Annotated in this window: 12 protein-coding genes and 4 pseudogenes; 10 read left to right on the top strand and 6 right to left on the bottom strand. The window is 59.8% G+C overall.

What is annotated here, in order from left to right; genetic code table 11:
* Positions 1-498 precede the first annotated feature (498 nt).
* Together B4968_RS04410 and B4968_RS04405 are read left to right on the top strand one after the other, a co-directional pair.
* Positions 499-1,769: pseudogene (locus tag B4968_RS04410) on the top strand (replication initiation protein).
* On the top strand, positions 1,766-2,278 hold the full coding sequence (locus tag B4968_RS04405; protein ID WP_083096989.1) for a hypothetical protein: 513 nt from the start codon (positions 1,766-1,768) through the stop codon (positions 2,276-2,278). The pseudogene B4968_RS04410 and the gene B4968_RS04405 overlap by 4 nt, the downstream one beginning before the upstream one ends.
* A 20-nt stretch (positions 2,279-2,298) precedes the next feature.
* On the opposite strand, the gene B4968_RS04400 is transcribed toward B4968_RS04405, so the two are convergent.
* On the bottom strand, positions 2,299-2,730 hold the full coding sequence (locus B4968_RS04400; protein WP_083096987.1) for a MarR family winged helix-turn-helix transcriptional regulator: 432 nt from the start codon (positions 2,728-2,730) through the stop codon (positions 2,299-2,301).
* A 167-nt stretch (positions 2,731-2,897) separates the two neighbouring features.
* On the opposite strand from B4968_RS04400, the pseudogene B4968_RS04395 reads away from it, so the two are divergent.
* The 8 genes and pseudogenes from B4968_RS04395 to B4968_RS04365 all read left to right on the top strand — a co-directional run bounded on the left by B4968_RS04395 (position 2,898) and on the right by B4968_RS04365 (position 10,192).
* Positions 2,898-4,826, top strand: a pseudogene (locus tag B4968_RS04395) (FAD-dependent monooxygenase).
* A gap of 151 nt (positions 4,827-4,977) precedes the next feature.
* The gene (locus tag B4968_RS04390; protein ID WP_083096985.1) at positions 4,978-5,742 is read left to right on the top strand and encodes an SDR family NAD(P)-dependent oxidoreductase; all 765 of its coding nucleotides are present in this window, start codon (positions 4,978-4,980) and stop codon (positions 5,740-5,742) included.
* A gap of 11 nt (positions 5,743-5,753) precedes the next feature.
* The gene (locus tag B4968_RS04385; protein WP_083096983.1) at positions 5,754-6,521 is read left to right on the top strand and encodes a crotonase/enoyl-CoA hydratase family protein; all 768 of its coding nucleotides are present in this window, start codon (positions 5,754-5,756) and stop codon (positions 6,519-6,521) included.
* 4 nt (positions 6,522-6,525) lie between these two features.
* Complete coding sequence (locus B4968_RS24010; protein WP_241525549.1) at positions 6,526-6,720, top strand: hypothetical protein; 195 nt, start codon at positions 6,526-6,528, stop codon at positions 6,718-6,720.
* A 44-nt stretch (positions 6,721-6,764) separates the two neighbouring features.
* Positions 6,765-7,022 carry a MarR family winged helix-turn-helix transcriptional regulator gene (locus tag B4968_RS24005; protein ID WP_241525548.1) on the top strand — a complete coding sequence of 86 codons (258 nt, stop codon included), beginning with the start codon at positions 6,765-6,767 and terminating at the stop codon, positions 7,020-7,022.
* Between the two features lie 103 nt (positions 7,023-7,125).
* The gene (locus B4968_RS04375) at positions 7,126-8,844 is read left to right on the top strand and encodes a feruloyl-CoA synthase (RefSeq protein ID WP_241525547.1); all 1,719 of its coding nucleotides are present in this window, start codon (positions 7,126-7,128) and stop codon (positions 8,842-8,844) included.
* Positions 8,845-8,854: 10 nt separating this feature from the next.
* Positions 8,855-9,727: an amidohydrolase family protein gene (locus B4968_RS04370; RefSeq protein WP_083096981.1), complete on the top strand. Its 873-nt coding sequence runs from the start codon at positions 8,855-8,857 to the stop codon at positions 9,725-9,727.
* The gene (locus B4968_RS04365) at positions 9,728-10,192 is read left to right on the top strand and encodes a DUF3237 domain-containing protein (protein WP_083096979.1); all 465 of its coding nucleotides are present in this window, start codon (positions 9,728-9,730) and stop codon (positions 10,190-10,192) included.
* Positions 10,193-10,311: 119 nt separating this feature from the next.
* Here B4968_RS04365 and B4968_RS04360 read toward each other — a convergent pair whose 3' ends face one another.
* The 5 genes and pseudogenes from B4968_RS04360 to B4968_RS04340 form a co-directional block, all read right to left on the bottom strand.
* Positions 10,312-11,148 carry an NAD-dependent epimerase/dehydratase family protein gene (locus B4968_RS04360; RefSeq protein WP_173907530.1) on the bottom strand — a complete coding sequence of 279 codons (837 nt, stop codon included), beginning with the start codon at positions 11,146-11,148 and terminating at the stop codon, positions 10,312-10,314.
* A 29-nt stretch (positions 11,149-11,177) separates the two neighbouring features.
* Entirely contained in the window at positions 11,178-12,386 is a 1,209-nt protein-coding gene (locus B4968_RS04355) for a pyridoxal phosphate-dependent aminotransferase (protein WP_083096975.1), read from the bottom strand.
* 55 nt (positions 12,387-12,441) lie between these two features.
* Positions 12,442-13,656: an NAD(P)/FAD-dependent oxidoreductase gene (locus B4968_RS04350; RefSeq protein WP_083096973.1), complete on the bottom strand. Its 1,215-nt coding sequence runs from the start codon at positions 13,654-13,656 to the stop codon at positions 12,442-12,444.
* Positions 13,653-15,363: pseudogene (locus B4968_RS04345) on the bottom strand (hydantoinase B/oxoprolinase family protein). Before B4968_RS04345 ends, B4968_RS04350 begins: the two are co-directional and overlap by 4 nt.
* 4 nt (positions 15,364-15,367) lie before the next feature.
* Positions 15,368-17,381 (bottom strand): annotated as a pseudogene (locus tag B4968_RS04340) (hydantoinase/oxoprolinase family protein); the annotation flags it as partial.

Raw genomic sequence — 17,381 nt, 5'->3', positions numbered from 1 at the left:
GTGATAAAAGCGCCGGTTTCGCCGCGAAACTACCAGGAAATAGAAAAAATCGCCACAACATAGGTTTGTATTTTTTAGGAACTTTAGAATCTTTGATCTGTAATAGACATTTATAAACAGAGACTTGAGAGTCTTTGGGGACCTGAAAACAGGACGAAAGGTACTGTTCTACAGGTTGAAAGGTACCTGCCTACGGGATAACGGGTGCCGTTCCTCGGGATTTGGGGTGCCGATTCTCAGGATGGCTCCAGCGGGAAAATAGGCTCTTTACAAGGCGGGTAGGCTCGAAATGTGACTCTGGGCCTGGGTGAGTCGTTTGGTGCTGTGAGGCCTGTTCTGGCCGCAGCTGAGCGCCCGTGCATATTTTATCCCGTCGGTCGGGAGTCGCGTTCTCCTGTATATGGGTACCTAAAGGGCATGGCTTCAGGAACCTGGACGTGATTGATCTTTGGGTACCTTCTATGGCAGGATGGCGCAAAAAACGAGCGGGCAATTACGATGAGCGATTCCAAGATCGACATAGAGGCTTTGTCTGGCGCGTTGCGGCGCGCGACAGTCAAAAAGAATGTGGCCGCGATTCATATCAGTGGCAAGCTCAGTCTGTTGCAGCGCAAGCTGTCCAATGTATTGCTGCTCAACGCCTATGACGCCCTGACCACGGCGCAAAGCCATACCTTAGATGCGCGCACCCTTGCGACCATTGTCGGCTATAACTCGAATGATTTTGACACCCTGCGCGCCAGCCTGCGGGCCCTGGCTGAAACAGTGGCGGAATGGGATATGCTGGATGACAAGGGGCGACAGGAATGGGGGGTCTCCTCCTTGCTGTCCTTTGCCAAGCTGAAGAACGGTGTCTGTGAATATGCCTATTCGCCAGCGCTGGCGCAAAAGCTGCATGACCCCAAAATCTACGCCTTGATCAATGTCCATATTCAGCGCAATTTCAGCTCGGGCCACGGGCTGGCGCTCTATGAAAATTGCTATCGCTTTGTGCGGACCCGGTCGACCGGCTGGTGGAGCCTTGAGACCTTTCGCAAGCTGATGGGAGTGGATGGCTCGAGCTACTACGAGAGCTTTAAGCATCTGAATGCCAAGATCATCAAACCCGCCGTCGCGGAAGTTAACAAAAGCTCTGATATCTGCATCGAGCCCGAATTCCAAAAGAAGGGCCGTTCGGTCACCGAGATCCGGTTCCTGATCAAGGCAAACCCGCAGATGGCGATGTTTCAGATTGATGATAGTGATGGCATGCGCAACCTTGCGACCTATAAGGCGCTGCGCGGCCAGGGGGTGTCTGACCGGCTGGCGCGGCAGTGGATTACCGAGCATGGCGAAACTACGTGCAACAAAAACTGTCTTTGATGGAAGAGCAGGACAGGGTCAAAAGCTCTGTTGGCTATCTTTCGGCCGCCCTGCGCGACGACTACCAGCCCAGCCAGCCTGCTCAGGCTGCGCCATCGCCTGCAGTGAGTCCCGAAGCGATTGAGGCGGCCCGGTTGCGGGCCGAAGAACAGGCGATTGAGGATGCGGGGTTTGCTGCCCGGCAGGCTGCGCGGGCCGATCGTGCCCGGCGGCTTGATCTGGTTGAGGTGCTGGTTTCGCGGCGAAACCCGACCCAGCGGGACGCCGACCGGCAGTTGTTCATGGCGGGGCTTGAGGATGATCTGGAGCGGGAGAACTTCCGGGCGCATGGCTGGCGGTCGGCCCTGAACGCCAGCGCCATCATCGCCTTTTGGCAAGACATGGAAGCGGAGGCATTTGAAGAATGACAGCGGATAAGGCAAGGCAGATCAAAGTGTCGGACCGGATGCAGCGCGACTATAGCTATCATCTGGATGCGCCAATGGGTGAGGATTTTGCCGAAGGGTTCACGCCCTTTTACACGCCCGCTGAAATGCTGGCTCTGGGGGTTTTTGAGGGCAAATACCTCAATGACTGTCGCGACGAGTTTCCCTCCGACTGGTTTGAGACCGCAAAGCTGTCGCAACGTGCCAATGCGGAGGTAAACTATTTTGGCATCAAGAGCCGCCAGCCGCTTAGCCATTGGCAACAAAAGGGCTGGATCTATGGCCCCGATCCGCGAGGCTGGTTTCAGTGGTATTGCCGCTATTACATGGGACGTCGCCTGCCAACGCTGGATGAGATCCAGATCAAACGGTGGCGCGGGTTTGCGCGACATGCGGGCCAGATCCGGGCCAACTGCCACACCGGTGATATCTTTTGCCGCCCCCGGCAACGCCAGGCCCTGCTGCAATGGGCCTATGATCCCTTCATTTGATTGGTGAAAGGGCAGGGGAGCTACTCAAAAGCACCTTCGCCAAGAGCCTTGCGCGCCAGTGCCAAAAAGCTTGCCCGCTCGCTATCATCCAGGGCCTGAAGAATATCGTCTTGCAGGGCGGTCACATGGGGCAGGACCGCGTCAAACACAGCCTGGCCTTTCGGGGTAAGCCGCACTTCGCGGGCCCGGCGGTCTCGCTTGCTGATGCTGCGGGCGACATAGGCCTTGTGTTCAAGCCGGTCGATGACGCCGCCGATGGTGGCGCGGTCATAGGCGATTTTGGCGGCAACACCCGCCTGGTCGATCCCGGGATTTGAGGCGATTGCGTCCATCGCAGCAAACTGCACGGGGGTCAGGTCAAACCCGGCCTCTTGCAGCTGTTTGGCAAAGGTGTGGGTCGAGACCTGGTTCAGCCTGCGGATCAGGTGGCCTGCCATTTTTTGCGCTTTCATCTGTGCTCTCCCGTTTTGGCCTGAGGCCCTTGCATGCAGTGTAATACAGATGCGCCGTGGAGGATAGTTTGTGTGCATATTATTTCTTGACCGCATATGGTATGTGTAGATACTAAATTGTAGCGGCAACCTGTCTGGTGGCCGGCAACGATGTGGAGGGGCAAAAGATGCAATTTTACAAAGACGGCTTTCGCGGCGGCAATCCTGATCTCAAAACAGCAGCTCCGGGGCGCCGGGAGCGTGCACCTTTTGCGCCCCTGCCCAAAAAGGTGGATGTCCTGATTGCGGGCTGTGGGCCGGCCGGTCTCTGTCTGGCAGCGCAGTTGGCGCAGTTTGCTGAGATCGACACCATGATTGTTGAGCCCAAGCCCGGCCCGCTTGAGAAGGGCCAGGCCGATGGCGTCAACACCCGCACCATGGAGATGTTCCAGGCCTTTGGGTTTGCCGAGACGGTCAAGCGCGAAAGCTATTGGGTGAACCAAACCGCCTTTTGGATGCCTGACCCCAAGACCCCGGCGCATATTCGCCGGATTGGCCGCACGCAGGATGTCTGCGGCATTTCCTCGGAAATGCCGCATACACTGATCAATCAGGCGCGGGTGCATGAGCTGTTTCTGGAGGTGATGCAGAACGCGCCTGCGCGGCTAGAGCCGGATTATTCCTGGGCGGTAAAGGATCTGGCGATTGACGCCACAACCGAGGACTACCCCGTCACCGTGACGCTGGAAAACACCGGCATCAATGCGGGTGAGGTCACAACTGTGCGGGCCAATTATGTGGTGGGCTGTGATGGTGCGCGTTCAAAGGTGCGCGAGGCTATCGGCGGTACCCTGCAGGGGGGGGCGGCGCATCAAGCCTGGGGGGTGATGGATATTCTGGCCAATACCGACTTTCCGGACGCGCGGCAGAAATGTCTGATCACATCGGCCCAAGAAGGCAACCTGCTGATTCTGCCGCGCGAAGGCGGCTATCTGTTCCGTATGTATGTCGAGCTGGACAAGCTCAATAAAGATGAGCGCGTCTCTAGCCGCAATTTCACCGCAGAGCACATGATCGGTGCGGCCAATCGCATTCTGCGGCCCTAAACGCTCGACGTCAAAGAGGTGGTCTGGTGGTCCATCTACGAGATCGGGCACCGGATGACCGACAGATTCGACAATCTGCCCGAGGGTTTGCGCGATGGTCTGCATGATGCGCCGCGGGTCTTTACCGCAGGCGATGCCTGTCACACCCATAGCTCAAAGGCAGGGCAGGGGATGAACGTCTCGATGCAGGACACATTCAACCTTGGCTGGAAGCTGGCGCAGGTTCTGCGCGGGCGCTCGGATCCCAGCCTGTTGCACAGCTATTCGGCGGAACGCTGGGTTGAGGCCAGGCGGCTGGTAGAGACCGACCATGCCTGGGCCCGGATCATGTCGGCGCCTCCCGGACAGTCAGAGCTGGACGGCTCGGACATGCCGCGCTTTCAAAAGCAATTCATCGAGAACCTCGAGTTTACCGGCGGGCTGGCGGTGAAATATGACAGCTCAGCGCTGATCGGAGCCGAGACACATCAGGCGCTGGCCACGGGCCAGCAGATTGGCCGCCGCTTCCATTCTGCCCCGGTTGTGCGGGTCGCGGATGCGATGCAGATGCAACTGGGTCACGTGGCCGAGGCAGATGGCCGCTGGCGCATCTATGCCTTTGCCGACAGGAACTGCGGTGCAGGCTCCGCGGTTTACAGGCTGGCCGAATGGCTGGCCTCTGATGCCTGCTCTCCGGTGAGAAAATACACCCGCGCTGGCGAAGACATTGATGCGGTGATCGACCTGCGCGTGATCTTTCAGCCCGGATTTGAGGCGCTGCCGGATGGCCCCGTGCCTGCGCTTTTGAGGCCCAAGAAAGGCGCGCTGGGGCTGCAGGATCACGAAAAGATCTTTTGCACCGACCACAAAGGGCTGGGCGATATCTTTGATATGCGGGGCATTGATCGCGCGCAGGGCTGCATGATTGTGGTGCGCCCGGACCAGTATATCGCGCAGGTTTTGCCACTGGATGGCTATCACGAACTTGCGGCTTTCTTTGATGGCGTCTTCCAGCCTCTTGCTGATTCCTAGCCTCTGCCGGGGGAGGGCAGGCCGCGCTCTCCTCTGAGCCTCGTTTGGCAAGGTGCTGAAACGGCGTCCTATTTGATGTTTGACCATAACCGTTATGATCTATAACTATTAGCATAGCAAATGTTGAGCACATTTAGATGGAGGGCACCTCATGCTGATTGATGGACAAATTGCTTTGGTTACTGGCGGCGGCAGCGGCCTTGGGGCGGCCACTGCGCGACAGCTGGCCGCCAAGGGCGCCAAGGTTGCCATTCTGGACTTTGACATCGACCGGGCCAGTGCGGTTGCTGCTGAAATCGGCGGTATCGCGGTGCAGGCAGATGTCAGTGACGAGGCCGCCGTCAGTGCCGCCATCGACAGCGCTGTCGCGCAGCTGGGCGGGGTGCCCCGCATTGCGGTCAGCTGTGCCGGCATTGGCATGGCGGCGCGGATTGTGGGCCGCGAAGGCAAGCTCTCCTTTGATGTGTTTGAAAAGACGCTCAAGGTGAACCTCTTTGGCACCTATAATGTCATGAGCCACGCCGCCCGTCGCATGGCCGAGCTGGAGCCAATGGCGGATGGCGAGCGCGGGATCATTATCAACACCGCCTCCGTTGCCTTTGAGGATGGCCAGTTAGGGCAGGCGGCCTATGCCGCCTCCAAAGGCGCCATTGCCTCGATGTGTCTGCCCGCCGCGCGTGAGCTGGCGCAGTCCGGCATTCGCGTCATGGCCATCGCGCCGGGGCTGTTCCAAACCCCGATGATGGAAGGGTTGCCGCCGGAAATTTCGGCCAAGAACACGGCCAATATTCCCTTTCCGACCCGCCTTGGCGCGCCCGAAGAATACGCGCTGCTGGCCGAGCAGATCGTCACCAATCCCTTCCTGAACGGAACCACAATTCGCCTGGACGGGGCCGTGCGCCTGCCGCCACGCTGAGGAGAGAGACTATGAGCGACCCCATTCTCAAGATCGAGATCGCCGACAGCATCGCCACCCTGACGATGAATCGCCCTGCTAAGCGCAACGCCATGTGCGAAGAGCTGCTTGTGGCCCTGGACGACTTCTTCTCCTCCCCGCCAAAAGAGGTGCGGGTGGTGATCCTGACCGGCACCGCCGGGCATTTCTGCTCGGGGCTGGACCTGTCGGAACATGTGCACCGCTCTGCCGAGGAAAACCTGCATCACTCGCGCCATTGGCACAGCGTGATGGAGAAGATCCAGTTTGGCGGGCTCGCAGTTGTCTCGGCGATGTTTGGCGCGGCCATTGGTGGCGGGCTTGAACTTGCGGCCTCGACCCATGTGCGTATCGCCGAGGCCTCGACGATCTTTCAGCTGCCCGAGGGACGCCGGGGGATCTTTGTGGGCGGTGGTGCCACGGCGCGGGTTGGCCGCCTGCTGGGGCCTGACCGCATGACAGAGATGATGCTGACGGGTCGCAAATACAACGCCGACGAAGGCCTCGCCCTGGGGCTGGCGCATTATTCGGTGGCCGAGGGTGAGGCCCTGCCGCTGGCGCAGCAACTGGCAGGCAAGATCGCGCGCAATGCACCGCTTTCGAACTATCTGATGATCCAGTCCATCGCACGTATCAGCGACATGTCGCAAAGTGACGGCTTGTTCACGGAATCTCTGGCGGCGGCCCTGTCGCAGACCACACCCGACGCGGTTGAGGGCCTGCAGGCCTTTCTCGACAAACGCGCCCCAAAGTTCCGGTGAACCCATGAAAAAGCCGCAGACAACAGCCACAGGAAAAATCGGGGCAGGTCGGGCTGACGGGATATCTGTCAGCGATGCAACCCTGCGCCAGTTCATCGGCTACCACATGAAGCGGGCCTTCAATGTTGTACAGTCTGATCTTGCCCATACCCTGAAACCCTTTGATCTGCGCATGCTGACCTATACCGCCTGGTTCTGATCGTTGACAATCCCGGCCTGCGCCAGTCGCAGCTGGCCGATGCCATGGATGTTGAGCGCCCCAATCTGGTGGTGATCCTGGACGAGCTGGAACGTCGCGAGTTGATCACGCGGGACCGCGTCGCCACCGACCGGCGCGCCTATGCGCTGCAGGTGACGCTGAGCGGACGGCAGCTCTATGACAGGGCCGTGGCGGCCGTCACCGCGCATGAAGAGCAGCTGTTGCAGGGGCTGGACGCCGAGAGTCGCGACACCGTTGTGGCGGCCTTGAAAATTATCGAGAACAGCAGAGGGAAAGTATAACCCATGCAACGCACATCACAGTTTCTCAAGCATTCTGTTTCTCGCGAGGACCGTGCAGACGGGACTATCCTGCTGCGCTCGAACCATGCGCTGGGGCCGGGTTGTGGACAAGACCTCGGACTGGCTGCATCGCTGGGCCAAAGAGGCCCCGGACCGGGTGTTCATTGCCGAGCGTAGCGGCGCGGGCTGGCGCGAGGAAAGCTACGCGCAAACCCTGCAGAAAGTGCGCGCCATTGCGCAGTCGCTGCTGGCGCGCGGCATGGGGCCGCAGACACCGATCCTGATCATGTCCGGCAACGGTGTGGATCACGGGCTGTTGTCGCTGGCGGCGCAGTATATCGGCGTGCCCACGGCCCCCGTGGCGGAACAGTATTCGCTGATCCACGGGGCGCATGGGCGGCTGCGCCATGCTATTGAGCTGGTGCGGCCGAAAATGGCCTATGTTGTGGATGCCGACCAATACAGCGAAGCGCTGGCGCTGGATGCGCTGGACGGCATCGAGATCGTTGCCAGTCGTCCGGGTCGGTCGGACCATGTGACCGCCTTTGAGGCGCTGTTAACAGGTGACGGGAGCGTCGATCTGGACGCGGCCAATGCACAGGTCGGGCCGGAGACGGTGGCCAAGATCCTGATGACCAGCGGCTCTACCTCGGCGCCAAAGGGTGTGCTGACGACGCAGCGGATGATGTGCGTCAACCAGACCCAGCTCGCGGATGGCTTGCCCTTTTTGCGTGACCATGCACCACGGGTGGTGGACTGGCTGCCCTGGAACCATGTCTTTGGCGGCTCGCATAACTTTAACATGATGCTGGCAAACGGCGGCAGTTTTTACATCGACGATGGCAAGCCGGTTAAAGGCCTGTTTGATCGCACGCTGGAAAACCTGTCGATGGTCACTGGCAGTCTGGTGTTCAACGTGCCGGTTGGCTTTGCCATGCTGCGCGACGCTCTGGAAAAGGACGCAGCCCTGCGCCAGCGCTTCTTTGAAAACCTGGATCTGGTGTTTTACGCCGGGGCCTCGTTGCCGCAGGATGTCTGGCAAAGCTTTGAGAGGATGGCGGTTGAGATCAAGGGCGAGGTGCCGCTGATGACCTCCTCCTGGGGGCTGACGGAAACCGCGCCCGCGACCATGATGCAGCAAGAGCCAATTGGTCGCTCTGGCGTTGTCGGTGTGCCGATGAATGGTGTCACCGCCAAGCTGATCCCGGATAATGACATGCGCTGCGAGGTGCGGGTCAAAGGCCCCAATATCATGCCGGGTTATTTTGAAGACGCGCAAAAGACCAAAGAGGCCTTTGACGATGAGGGCTATTTCATCACTGGCGACGCCATGGTGTTTGTTGACCCTGAGGATGTGAACCAGGGCCTGCGCTTTGATGGCCGCATCTCGGAAGACTTCAAGCTTTTGACCGGCACATGGGTGCGCGCGGCGGGGCTGCGGATTGAGCTGCTGGCGGCGCTGGCGCCACTGGCGGCGGATCTGGTCATCACAGGCCAGGACCGCGATGAGATTGGCGTGATGATCTTTCCGGATCGCGATGCGCTAAGCGCGGCTGGCTTTTCGCTGGAGGAAGACGACGGCGCGCTGAGCTGCCCCAAATTGCTGGCGGAGATCCATCACCGGCTGAACGCGCGGGCAGGGCGTGTCTCGGGGTCTTCAACCCGGGTGACGCGCGCTATTGTGCTGGCAGAGCCCGCCTCATTGACCGAAGGTGAGGTGACCGCCAAGGGCAACCTCAATTTCCGCAAGGTGCTGACAGGCCGGGCCGCACTGCTGGCGCGGCTCTATGATGACGCCGACAGCGGCATCGCAAAACTGTAAAGGAAACAAAATGGTAGATCTTTCCAAGATCCGGGCAATCGACTTTCACACCCATGCGGAAGAGTCCTGTGGCTGCCACACCGATGACGGCTACGATGAGCTGCAAAGCACCATGGCCAAGTATTTTGGCGCTCCCTGGGAGCCCCCGCCGACCATCCCGGACACCGCAGCGCATTACCGCAAGCAGAACATCGCGGCGGTGATTTTCCCGGTCGATGCCGAACGCGAAACCGGCTATCGCCGCTATTCCAACGACGAGGTCATCGAGCTGGTCAAACAGAACGACGATGTGCTGATCCCTTTTGCCTCGATCGACCCTTGGAAGGGCAAGATGGCGGTGCGTGAGGCGCGGCGTCTGATCGAAGATCACGGCATCAAGGGCTTTAAATTTCACCCCACCATGCAGGGGTTTTATCCCAACGACCGCATGGCTTATCCGTTTTATGAGGTGCTGGCTGAGCACGGCTGCATCGCGCTGTTTCACACCGGGCAAACCGGTGTTGGCTCGGGCATGCCCGGCGGCAATGGCATGCGGCTGAAATATTCGAACCCGATGTATATGGACGATGTGGCGGTTGATTTCCCGGGTATGAAAATTATTCTGGCGCATCCCTCGTTCCCCTGGCAGGAAGAGGCGCTGTCGGTGGCGCAGCACAAACCAAACGTCTATATAGCCCTCTCTGGCTGGTCGTCAAAATACTTCCCGCCAATTCTGGTGCGCTATTGCAACTCGATCCTGAAGAAAAAGGTGCTGTTTGGCTCGGACTGGCCGATGATCAGCCCCGAGCGTTGGCTGGCGGCTTTTGAGAAGATCGATATCAAGGATGAGCTGCGCGAAGATATCATCAAGAACAACGCCGCGCGGCTGTTGGGGTTGATGTAGATGCAGATTCCGGTCCCCAGCCTGACCCATTCCTTCACCCTGCGGGTCGAGCTTGCCGCACCGCTGGATCTTGGCGCGGGGCGGGCAGGGCATCGGCGCATCATCCCGATTGTGGGTGGTGCGGCGCTGGGGCCGGATATCACCGGCGAGGTGCTGAACCTCGGGGCGGATTGGCAGACGATCTTTGCCGATGGCGCCGCCCATCTCGATACCCGCTATGCGCTCAGAACCCATGCGGGCGCGCTGATCGAAGTGGTCAATATCGGCACCCGGCACGGCCCAGCAGATGTCATGGCACGTCTGGCTGCGGGGGAGGAGGTCGACCCCGCCAGCTACTACATGCGCACCGCAGCCCGGCTGGAAAGTGGGGATCCGGACTATGCCTGGGTCAACCATACCCTGTTTATCTGCGCCGGGATCCGCAAAGCCTCCGCCGTGGAAATTGCCTATTACAAAGTAGACTAAAGAGGGTATCGCGGCACCTGGCTGCGCGCCCTGAGCGCGTTTAGCGGCACAATGCAGGTAAACCCAAATGGGCGCTGCTGCGGAGCAAGAGAGACCTGCCCGGCAGCAACGCTGGTGGGTTATGCTTTTTTTGTGTCGTCAATAATGTCCATTGTCGCTTTGCCACTGTTGCCCAGCTCGACCTTTGCAAAGGGGCCGCCATGGCACATGTGCTCTTGGTCCTGGCTGTCGAGCGGCGCGGTCTCAGACAGAATTTTTTCGGCAAACTGCTCGGCATTGTCCTTTGGGCGATAGCCCAGAAAGCTGGCTTTGCTGTTGTCCACCGGGGCGCGATCATTGTTCGACACGCCATAGACAACAGAGAATCCGGTCACTGGCGTGTCGATGCTGCGCTGCACCAGCTGGATAAGATCGTCATAGGACAACCACGACCCCAAGGCGCGCGCATTGGTCACCTGCGCACAGGACAGAATGCGCATATGGACGCTCTCCAGCCCGCGCTTGTCCCAATACATCGACCCCAGATCCTCGGCAAAACACTTTGCCAGACCGTAAAAGGTATCGGGGCGGTGACGGGCCTCGGTATCAATAAAATCTGTCTTGGGGTGCATGCCTACCGCGTGAATGGAGCTGCCGTAGACGACGCGTTTCAAGCCGTTCTGGTAGGCGGCTTCCCAAATATTGTAGGCCCCGACAAAATTGGGCCCCAGCAGTTTCTCAAAGGGGCCTTCGTCGGCATATGCACCCATGTGAACAACCATGTCGGCGCCCTCAAGAACCCGCATCATGTCGTCCAGACTGGCCAAATCGCCCTGTGCGTAGGTTTCCCCCTCATAGAGCTTGCCAATGCCGTCAGTGATATCGGTGGAGATGAGCTCATCGCACATCTTGCTCAGGGGCTCGCGCAGGTAGGATCCCAGACGGCCAGCGGCGCCTGTCAGGACTAGTTTTTTCATCATACTGGTTCTTTCATCGTACGGGGCCTCTATGCCAAGGTTAATTTGCCAACCGCGAGGGCAAGCCTGTCCATGGCTGTGGACAGCACGTCTTTTGACGCCGCGGTTGAGATGCGAAAGAAGGGCGACAGCTCATAGGCGCTGCCGGGGACAGCGGCGATGCCGGCCTCTTTCAGGATATAGGCTGTGATTTCAGCGTCGTCGCGCAGGATCTCGCCGTTCTGTGTTGTGGCCCCGATCAGGGCGGCACAGCCGATAAAGCCGTAAAAAGCCCCACCGGGCGGATCAAGCGTCAGCCCCTTGATGTCAGCGATACGCGCAACCACCAGATCCCGGCGGTCCTCAAAGGCGGCGCAGAACCGGCGCACCTCATCCTGCGGCCCATTCAGGGCGGCGGCTGCGGCGGCCTGGGCCACAGCACAGACGCCAGAGCTGATCTGGCTTTGCACCTTGGCCATCGCGGCAATTAGGGGGAGCGGTCCGGCACCGTAGCCGACGCGCCAGCCAGTCATGGCATAGGCCTTTGAGACACCATTCACCGTCAGCGTGCGGTCTTTCAGGCTGGGGCAGGCGGCTGCAAAGGACAGGAACTTGCGCCCGTCAAACAGAATGTGTTCGTAGATTTCGTCCGACAGGATCAGCAGGTCAGGATGTTTTTCCTGAACGGCGCCAAGGGCGCGCAGGTCGGCATCGCTATAGACCGCGCCTGCGGGATTGGAGGGCAGGTTCAGCATGAGCCAGCGCGTCTTTGGCGTGATCGCGGCCTCCAAAGCCTCTGGTGTCAGGCGAAAGCCCCCGCTTGCGGGGCATTGTACTGTCACCGGGGTGCCACCAAGGATCAGCACGATGTCTTTGTACTGACCAAAATACGGCGCACAGAGCAGCACCTCATCGCCCTGTTCCAGCGTCGCCATCATGGCATTGAACAGAACCTGTTTGGCGCCGTTTGAGACGATGACCTCGTTTGCCGCATAGCTCAGGTTGTTCTCGCGGCTGAGCTTGGAGACCACCGCCTGTCGCATCGCGGCGGTGCCCTCGGTGGGAGGATAGCGGGTCTCGCCATTCAGAGCCGCCTGATGCGCGGCCTCTATGATATGAAGCGGCGTGTCAAAATCAGGCTCCCCCATCCCAAGGTCAATAATATCTTCGCCAGCAGCGATGGCGGCCTTGGCAGCCTGTGATGCCGATGCCGATGCCGAGGCTTTGACGGGGGCGAGGCGCGAGGCGGCAACCTTCATAACAGCGCTCCTTTTTTGGCGGTCAGGGCCGCATCTGATACCCGTGGTCGCTCCACTAGATAATCGCCTTTTCAATGATGGGCCGGTTCTGGGCGAGACGGTCAAAGTGGAACGGGGACAGGTCCAGCGTTTTATAGGCACCATGCACCATCAGCTCGGCGGTGCCGCGCCCCATGGCAGGGGATTGCTGCAGCCCGTGGCCGGAAAACCCGTTAAGGAAAAAGAAGTTCTCGACCTCGCTATGCGGCCCCGTAATAGCGTTTTGATCCAGGGTGTTATAGGAATAGTGGCCTGTCCATTCCGACTGCACCTTGATCGCCTCAAACTGTGGAATGCGGGTCGCAAGGATGGGCCAGATGTGGTTCTCCCAGAGGCTGTGATCCATGTGGAAATCGTCGTAAGCCACGGCGGGATCAATGTCGGTGTGGCCGCCAGCCTGATAGGTGCCGCCGCCGTTTTCACGCACGTGAACACCAGAGGGATCAATCGTCAGCGGCAGATCCCGGTCGAGCGGTTTTTCGGCAGAAAACACCCATGAATAGCGTTTGCGGGGCTCAACAGGAATGGTGACACCAATCATTTTGGCAGTCTCAACAGCGCGCGGCCCCGAGGCGTTCAGCACCTTGCCACAGGCAATCACGTCGCCTGATTTCAGTGTCACGCTTTCAACCTGGGTGCCTGCCGCATTTTTGGTCATCGCGACAACTTCGTTTTGCACATATTCCACCCCGCGTTCGCGGGCAGATCTGCGCCACCAGTCAAACACGGCTGTGGCGTCCCAAAACCCCTCGTCGACCGTGTTGATCGAGCCCAGCACGATATCGTCGACATTGTAGAACGGATAGGCCGCCTTGATTTGTTCGGGGGTCATCAGCTGTGTTGCCGCCCCGGCCGCGTTCTGGATGATCTGGTTTTGCCGCAGGACATCGGCGAAATCAGCATTGTCCGCCAGATACATATAGCCAAAACTCTGGATCGAGAGGTTGGGCACGCGGCTGTCATTGCCCATATAGCGCGGCAGGTTTTTGACAAAATCCGCTGCAAACTGCGAAATCCGCACGTTCAGCGGGCTGGAAAACTGCTGCCGCATGCAGGAATTGGTGTGCATGGTTGAGCTGAACTCATAGCTGGGGTCTTTTTCAACAACCAGCACCGTGCCGTCAAAATCCTTGTCATCAGACAGGAACCAGGCAGCGGAGGAGCCCATGATTGCGCCACCGACAATGACGATGTCATAGCTGGTGTTTTGTGGTGCTTTTGTTTTGGTCATAGGTCTTCCCCTTTTGTGATGGCCGCTTGCACCGCAGCAATGTCTGTTGCACTCAGACCATAGGCGGTGGCGGCTGTTTTTGCTGAAATATAGCCGCGCGCGAGGTCGCGTTTCACGGCAGATTTGCTCCGGTCTTTCGGGTCACCGTAGCCAGCGCCTCCGGGGAAGGCCATCCTCACTTTGCGCCCATGCGCGACAAATTGTTTGCCCTTGCCATTCATCTTTGTGCCATCGTCCTGCACGATGGTGGTGGGGGCACCGGCGCCGCCGCCACGCCGCCCGATGGCCGGGTGGTCAACCCGGTCAAACATCGCCTGAATGTCGAATTCATGGCCCTCACGCGCGCCCACTTCCATGTATTGCCCCAACCCGCCGCGTTGCTTGCCTGTGCCGCCCGAATCCGGGCGCAGCTCTTTGCGCCAGATGATCACCGCGCCTGCGTGTTCGGTGGCCTCAACCGGCATGGTCATCACGCCAGATGGAAAGGCGGTGGCGTTCAGCCCGTCATGCGCGGGCCGCGCGCCCGCACCGCCAGAGTTGAAGGTCAGCACCTCGGAGCGGCGGGCATATGCCGGGGCAGGGGCATCGCTGCGCGGTCGTAGCGAGACCTGAAAATTACACAGACAGCCGGCGCCTTCGGCGGGCACCACGCCGGGCAGGATCTTGTCAAAGGCATTAAAGACGGCATCGGGAACAAAATGCCCCACGATGTGGCGCAGCGCCACCGGGGCGGGATGCACCGCGTTGACGATGGAATTCACCGGGGCCTCAATTTCAAACGGGGCCAGTGAGGCGGCGTTGTTGGGGATTTCCGGCGCAATCGCCACCTTTAGCGCATAGCAGGCATAAGCCTTGGCGTAGACCAGGCGGGCAGTTGATGCCCTTCTTGTCGAGCCCCGAGGTGCCGGTGAAATCAGACACAATCCGGTCCTCATGGACAGTGACCCTGACTTTCAGGGTGATCGGTGTGTCAAAGCCATCAACTGTCAGCTCACCCTGCGCCGATTGGCGGGGCAGGGCGGCAATCCGTTCCAGGGTCGCCCGGCGCGAGTTGTCGAGAATAAAGCTGGCGATGCCGTTTAGGTCGCTCAGACCAAACTCCTGCATCATGTCGATCAGGCGGCGGTGGCCAATCTCGTTGCAGGTCGCCAGCGCGTAGATGTCGCCAATCAGCTGATCCGGTTCACGCACATTGCCACGCACGATCCGCACCAGAGTTTGGTCGACCGTGCCGCGTTCGGCGAATTTCATGATTGGCAGGTACAGACCTTCTTCATAGATACTGGCGGCATCGGCACCAAAACCGCGGCCGCCAATGTCGACAATATGCGCGGTGCAGGCAAAAAAGCCGACCAGCTGGCCGCCATGGAACGAGGGCGTGACCATGGTGATGTCATGCAGGTGGCCGGTGCCTTCCCAGGGATCATTGGTGATATAGATATCGCCGTCAAAAATATTGTCGCGTCCAATGCGGCGGATGAAATGCGCCACCGCATCGGCCATTGCGTTCACGTGGCCGGGAGTGCCGGTGACGGCCTGTGCCAGCATCTGCCCCTGCAGGTCATAGACGCCGGCTGACAAATCACCCGCCTCGCGTACCGAGGTGGAAAAGGCGGTGCGCACCAGCGCCTGCGCCTGTTCCTCAACGACCGAAATCAGCCGGTTCCACATGACCTGATAGGCAACGTTTGAGTGCTCTTGTGTCATGGCTTTATCCTTTCACGCGCAGATCAATGCAGCCGTCGGGCTGGCTTAGCGCGGTGCGGCTGGAGGGTACGATGATGCTGGTCTCGTCTTCGGTGATGACGGCGGGCCCGTCGACGCGCACGCCATCTGTCATAGCCGCGCGCAACACAACATCAGCGGCGACAAAATCAGCCAGAGCAGGATCAAACAGCCTGCGGCTGCCCTGCACGGGGGCGGGGGCCAGATCAGTGTAGCAACCTCATCCACCAACTTAACCGGTTCTGGCGGCGTGGTGGCGTTCACCGACCAGACGGTGATCTCGATATCCATGCCCGCCACGGCGCGGCCAAACAGTTTGACGTAGTCTTCGATAAAGCGCGCCTCAAAGGTTGCCACATCGGGATTCATCGCTTGTGCTTCGCTCAGGGTGATCGGGATTTCCCAGCCCTGACCGCTATAGCGCATATAGACTTTGAACTCGGACAGGATCGGGCTGGCGGCGTCGCAGTTGCGCACAAATCCGGTGGCCTCGGCCTGCAAATCCATCAGCAGTTGCCTGATCTTTTCAGCATCAAACCCCTTGAGCGTCATATAGACGGACCGGTTGGCTTCAAAACTGAAAGGCGCGCGCAAAAATCCGATGGCAGAGCCAACGCCCGCACCCTGCGGCACCAGCAGGCGGTCGACGCCGAGCTTTTCGCACAACCGGCCGGCATGCAGCGGCGCGGCCCCACCAAAGGCGATCATGGTGTAGTCAGACAGGTCTTCGCCGTTTTCAACCGCGTGCACACGGGCGGCATTGGCCATGTTTTCGTCAACCACCTCGGCGAGGCCAAAGGCGGCGGTGGCGGCATCCATATCCAGCACATCGCCAAGCACATCCGTCAGCGCCCGGCCCGAGGCAGCCGCATCAAGTGTCATAGAGCCGCCGGCAAAATTATCGGGGTCCAGCTTACCCAGAACCAGGTCGGCATCGGTCACGGCAGGTTTGGCCCCGCCGCGGCCGTAGCAGGCGGGACCGGGCTCGGACCCGGCGCTTTCGGGGCCGACACGGATCTGGCGCATCGCGTCCACATGCGCCAGTGAGCCGCCGCCAGCCCCGATTTCAACCATGTCGATCACCGGGATAGAGATCGGCATGCCAGAGCCCTTTTTGAACCGGTAGGTGCGGGCCACCTCGAAGACGCGACTGGTTTTGGGCGTTTGATTCTTGATCAGGCAGATCTTGGCCGTGGTGCCGCCCATGTCAAAAGAGAGCACCTTGTCCAACCCGTAGCGCGCCGCGATATGGGCGGCACAAACAGCGCCGCCGGCGGGGCCGGATTCAACCCGACGCACCGGGGACTCTGCGGCGTTCTCGAGCGAGATAATACCGCCCCCCGAGTGCATCAGAAAGATCGTACAGCCGACACCTTCGGTGCGCAGGCGACCTTTGAGGCGGCCCAGATAGGATTTCATCAGCGGCTTGATATAGGCATTGGCCACAACCGTGTTGAAACGCTCGTATTCGCGCATCTGGGGCGAGACTTCGCACGACAGCGAGACCATGGCATCGGGCATCCTCTCGGCCAGCACCTCGCCCACCAGTTTTTCATGGGCGTCATTGAGGTAAGAGTGGATCAGCCCCACGGCGATGCTGTCATATCCGGCGGCAGCGATTTTAGCGACGACGGGTTCGATATCGGCGCGGGTCAGGGGCAGCAGCTCAGCGCCGCTGGCGTCCATTCGCCCCGGCACGGTATAGCGCATCTGACGCGGCAACAGCGGCTCTGGCAGGCTGAGGTTCAGATCATACTGTTCAAACCGCGATTCCGTGCGCATCTCGATGACATCGCGGAACCCTTCCGAGGTGATCAGGGCAGTTTTTGCACCACGCCGCTCGATCAGGGCATTGGTCGCCAGTGTGGTGCCATGAATGATCTGATTGATCTCGGAGGGCGCAATCCCGGCCTTGGCGCAGACCTGCTGCATGCCCTCAACGATGGCGTTTTCCGGCGCGATATAGGTGGCCAGCCCCTTGGTGGAAAAGGAGGCTGTGC

This window comes from Pseudophaeobacter leonis (assembly GCF_002087335.1).
GTDB lineage: Bacteria > Pseudomonadota > Alphaproteobacteria > Rhodobacterales > Rhodobacteraceae > Pseudophaeobacter > Pseudophaeobacter leonis.
Note: the sequence above shows the minus strand (reverse complement) of the source record. Positions and strands in the feature narration are given on the sequence as shown.

Excerpts from the sequence above, each read along its gene's own strand:
- B4968_RS04355 (WP_083096975.1), bottom strand. The coding sequence starts at position 12,386 with ATGAAGGTTGCCGCCTCGCGCCTCGCCCCCGTCAAAGCCTCGGCATCG.
- B4968_RS04405 (WP_083096989.1), top strand. The coding sequence starts at position 1,766 with ATGACAGCGGATAAGGCAAGGCAGATCAAAGTGTCGGACCGGATGCAG.
- B4968_RS24010 (WP_241525549.1), top strand. The coding sequence starts at position 6,526 with ATGAAAAAGCCGCAGACAACAGCCACAGGAAAAATCGGGGCAGGTCGG.
- B4968_RS04360 (WP_173907530.1), bottom strand. The coding sequence starts at position 11,148 with ATGAAAAAACTAGTCCTGACAGGCGCCGCTGGCCGTCTGGGATCCTAC.
- B4968_RS04385 (WP_083096983.1), top strand. The coding sequence starts at position 5,754 with ATGAGCGACCCCATTCTCAAGATCGAGATCGCCGACAGCATCGCCACC.
- B4968_RS04370 (WP_083096981.1), top strand. The coding sequence starts at position 8,855 with ATGGTAGATCTTTCCAAGATCCGGGCAATCGACTTTCACACCCATGCG.
- B4968_RS04350 (WP_083096973.1), bottom strand. The coding sequence starts at position 13,656 with ATGACCAAAACAAAAGCACCACAAAACACCAGCTATGACATCGTCATT.
- B4968_RS24005 (WP_241525548.1), top strand. The coding sequence starts at position 6,765 with ATGGATGTTGAGCGCCCCAATCTGGTGGTGATCCTGGACGAGCTGGAA.
- B4968_RS04390 (WP_083096985.1), top strand. The coding sequence starts at position 4,978 with ATGCTGATTGATGGACAAATTGCTTTGGTTACTGGCGGCGGCAGCGGC.
- B4968_RS04365 (WP_083096979.1), top strand. The coding sequence starts at position 9,728 with ATGCAGATTCCGGTCCCCAGCCTGACCCATTCCTTCACCCTGCGGGTC.
- B4968_RS04400 (WP_083096987.1), bottom strand. The coding sequence starts at position 2,730 with ATGAAAGCGCAAAAAATGGCAGGCCACCTGATCCGCAGGCTGAACCAG.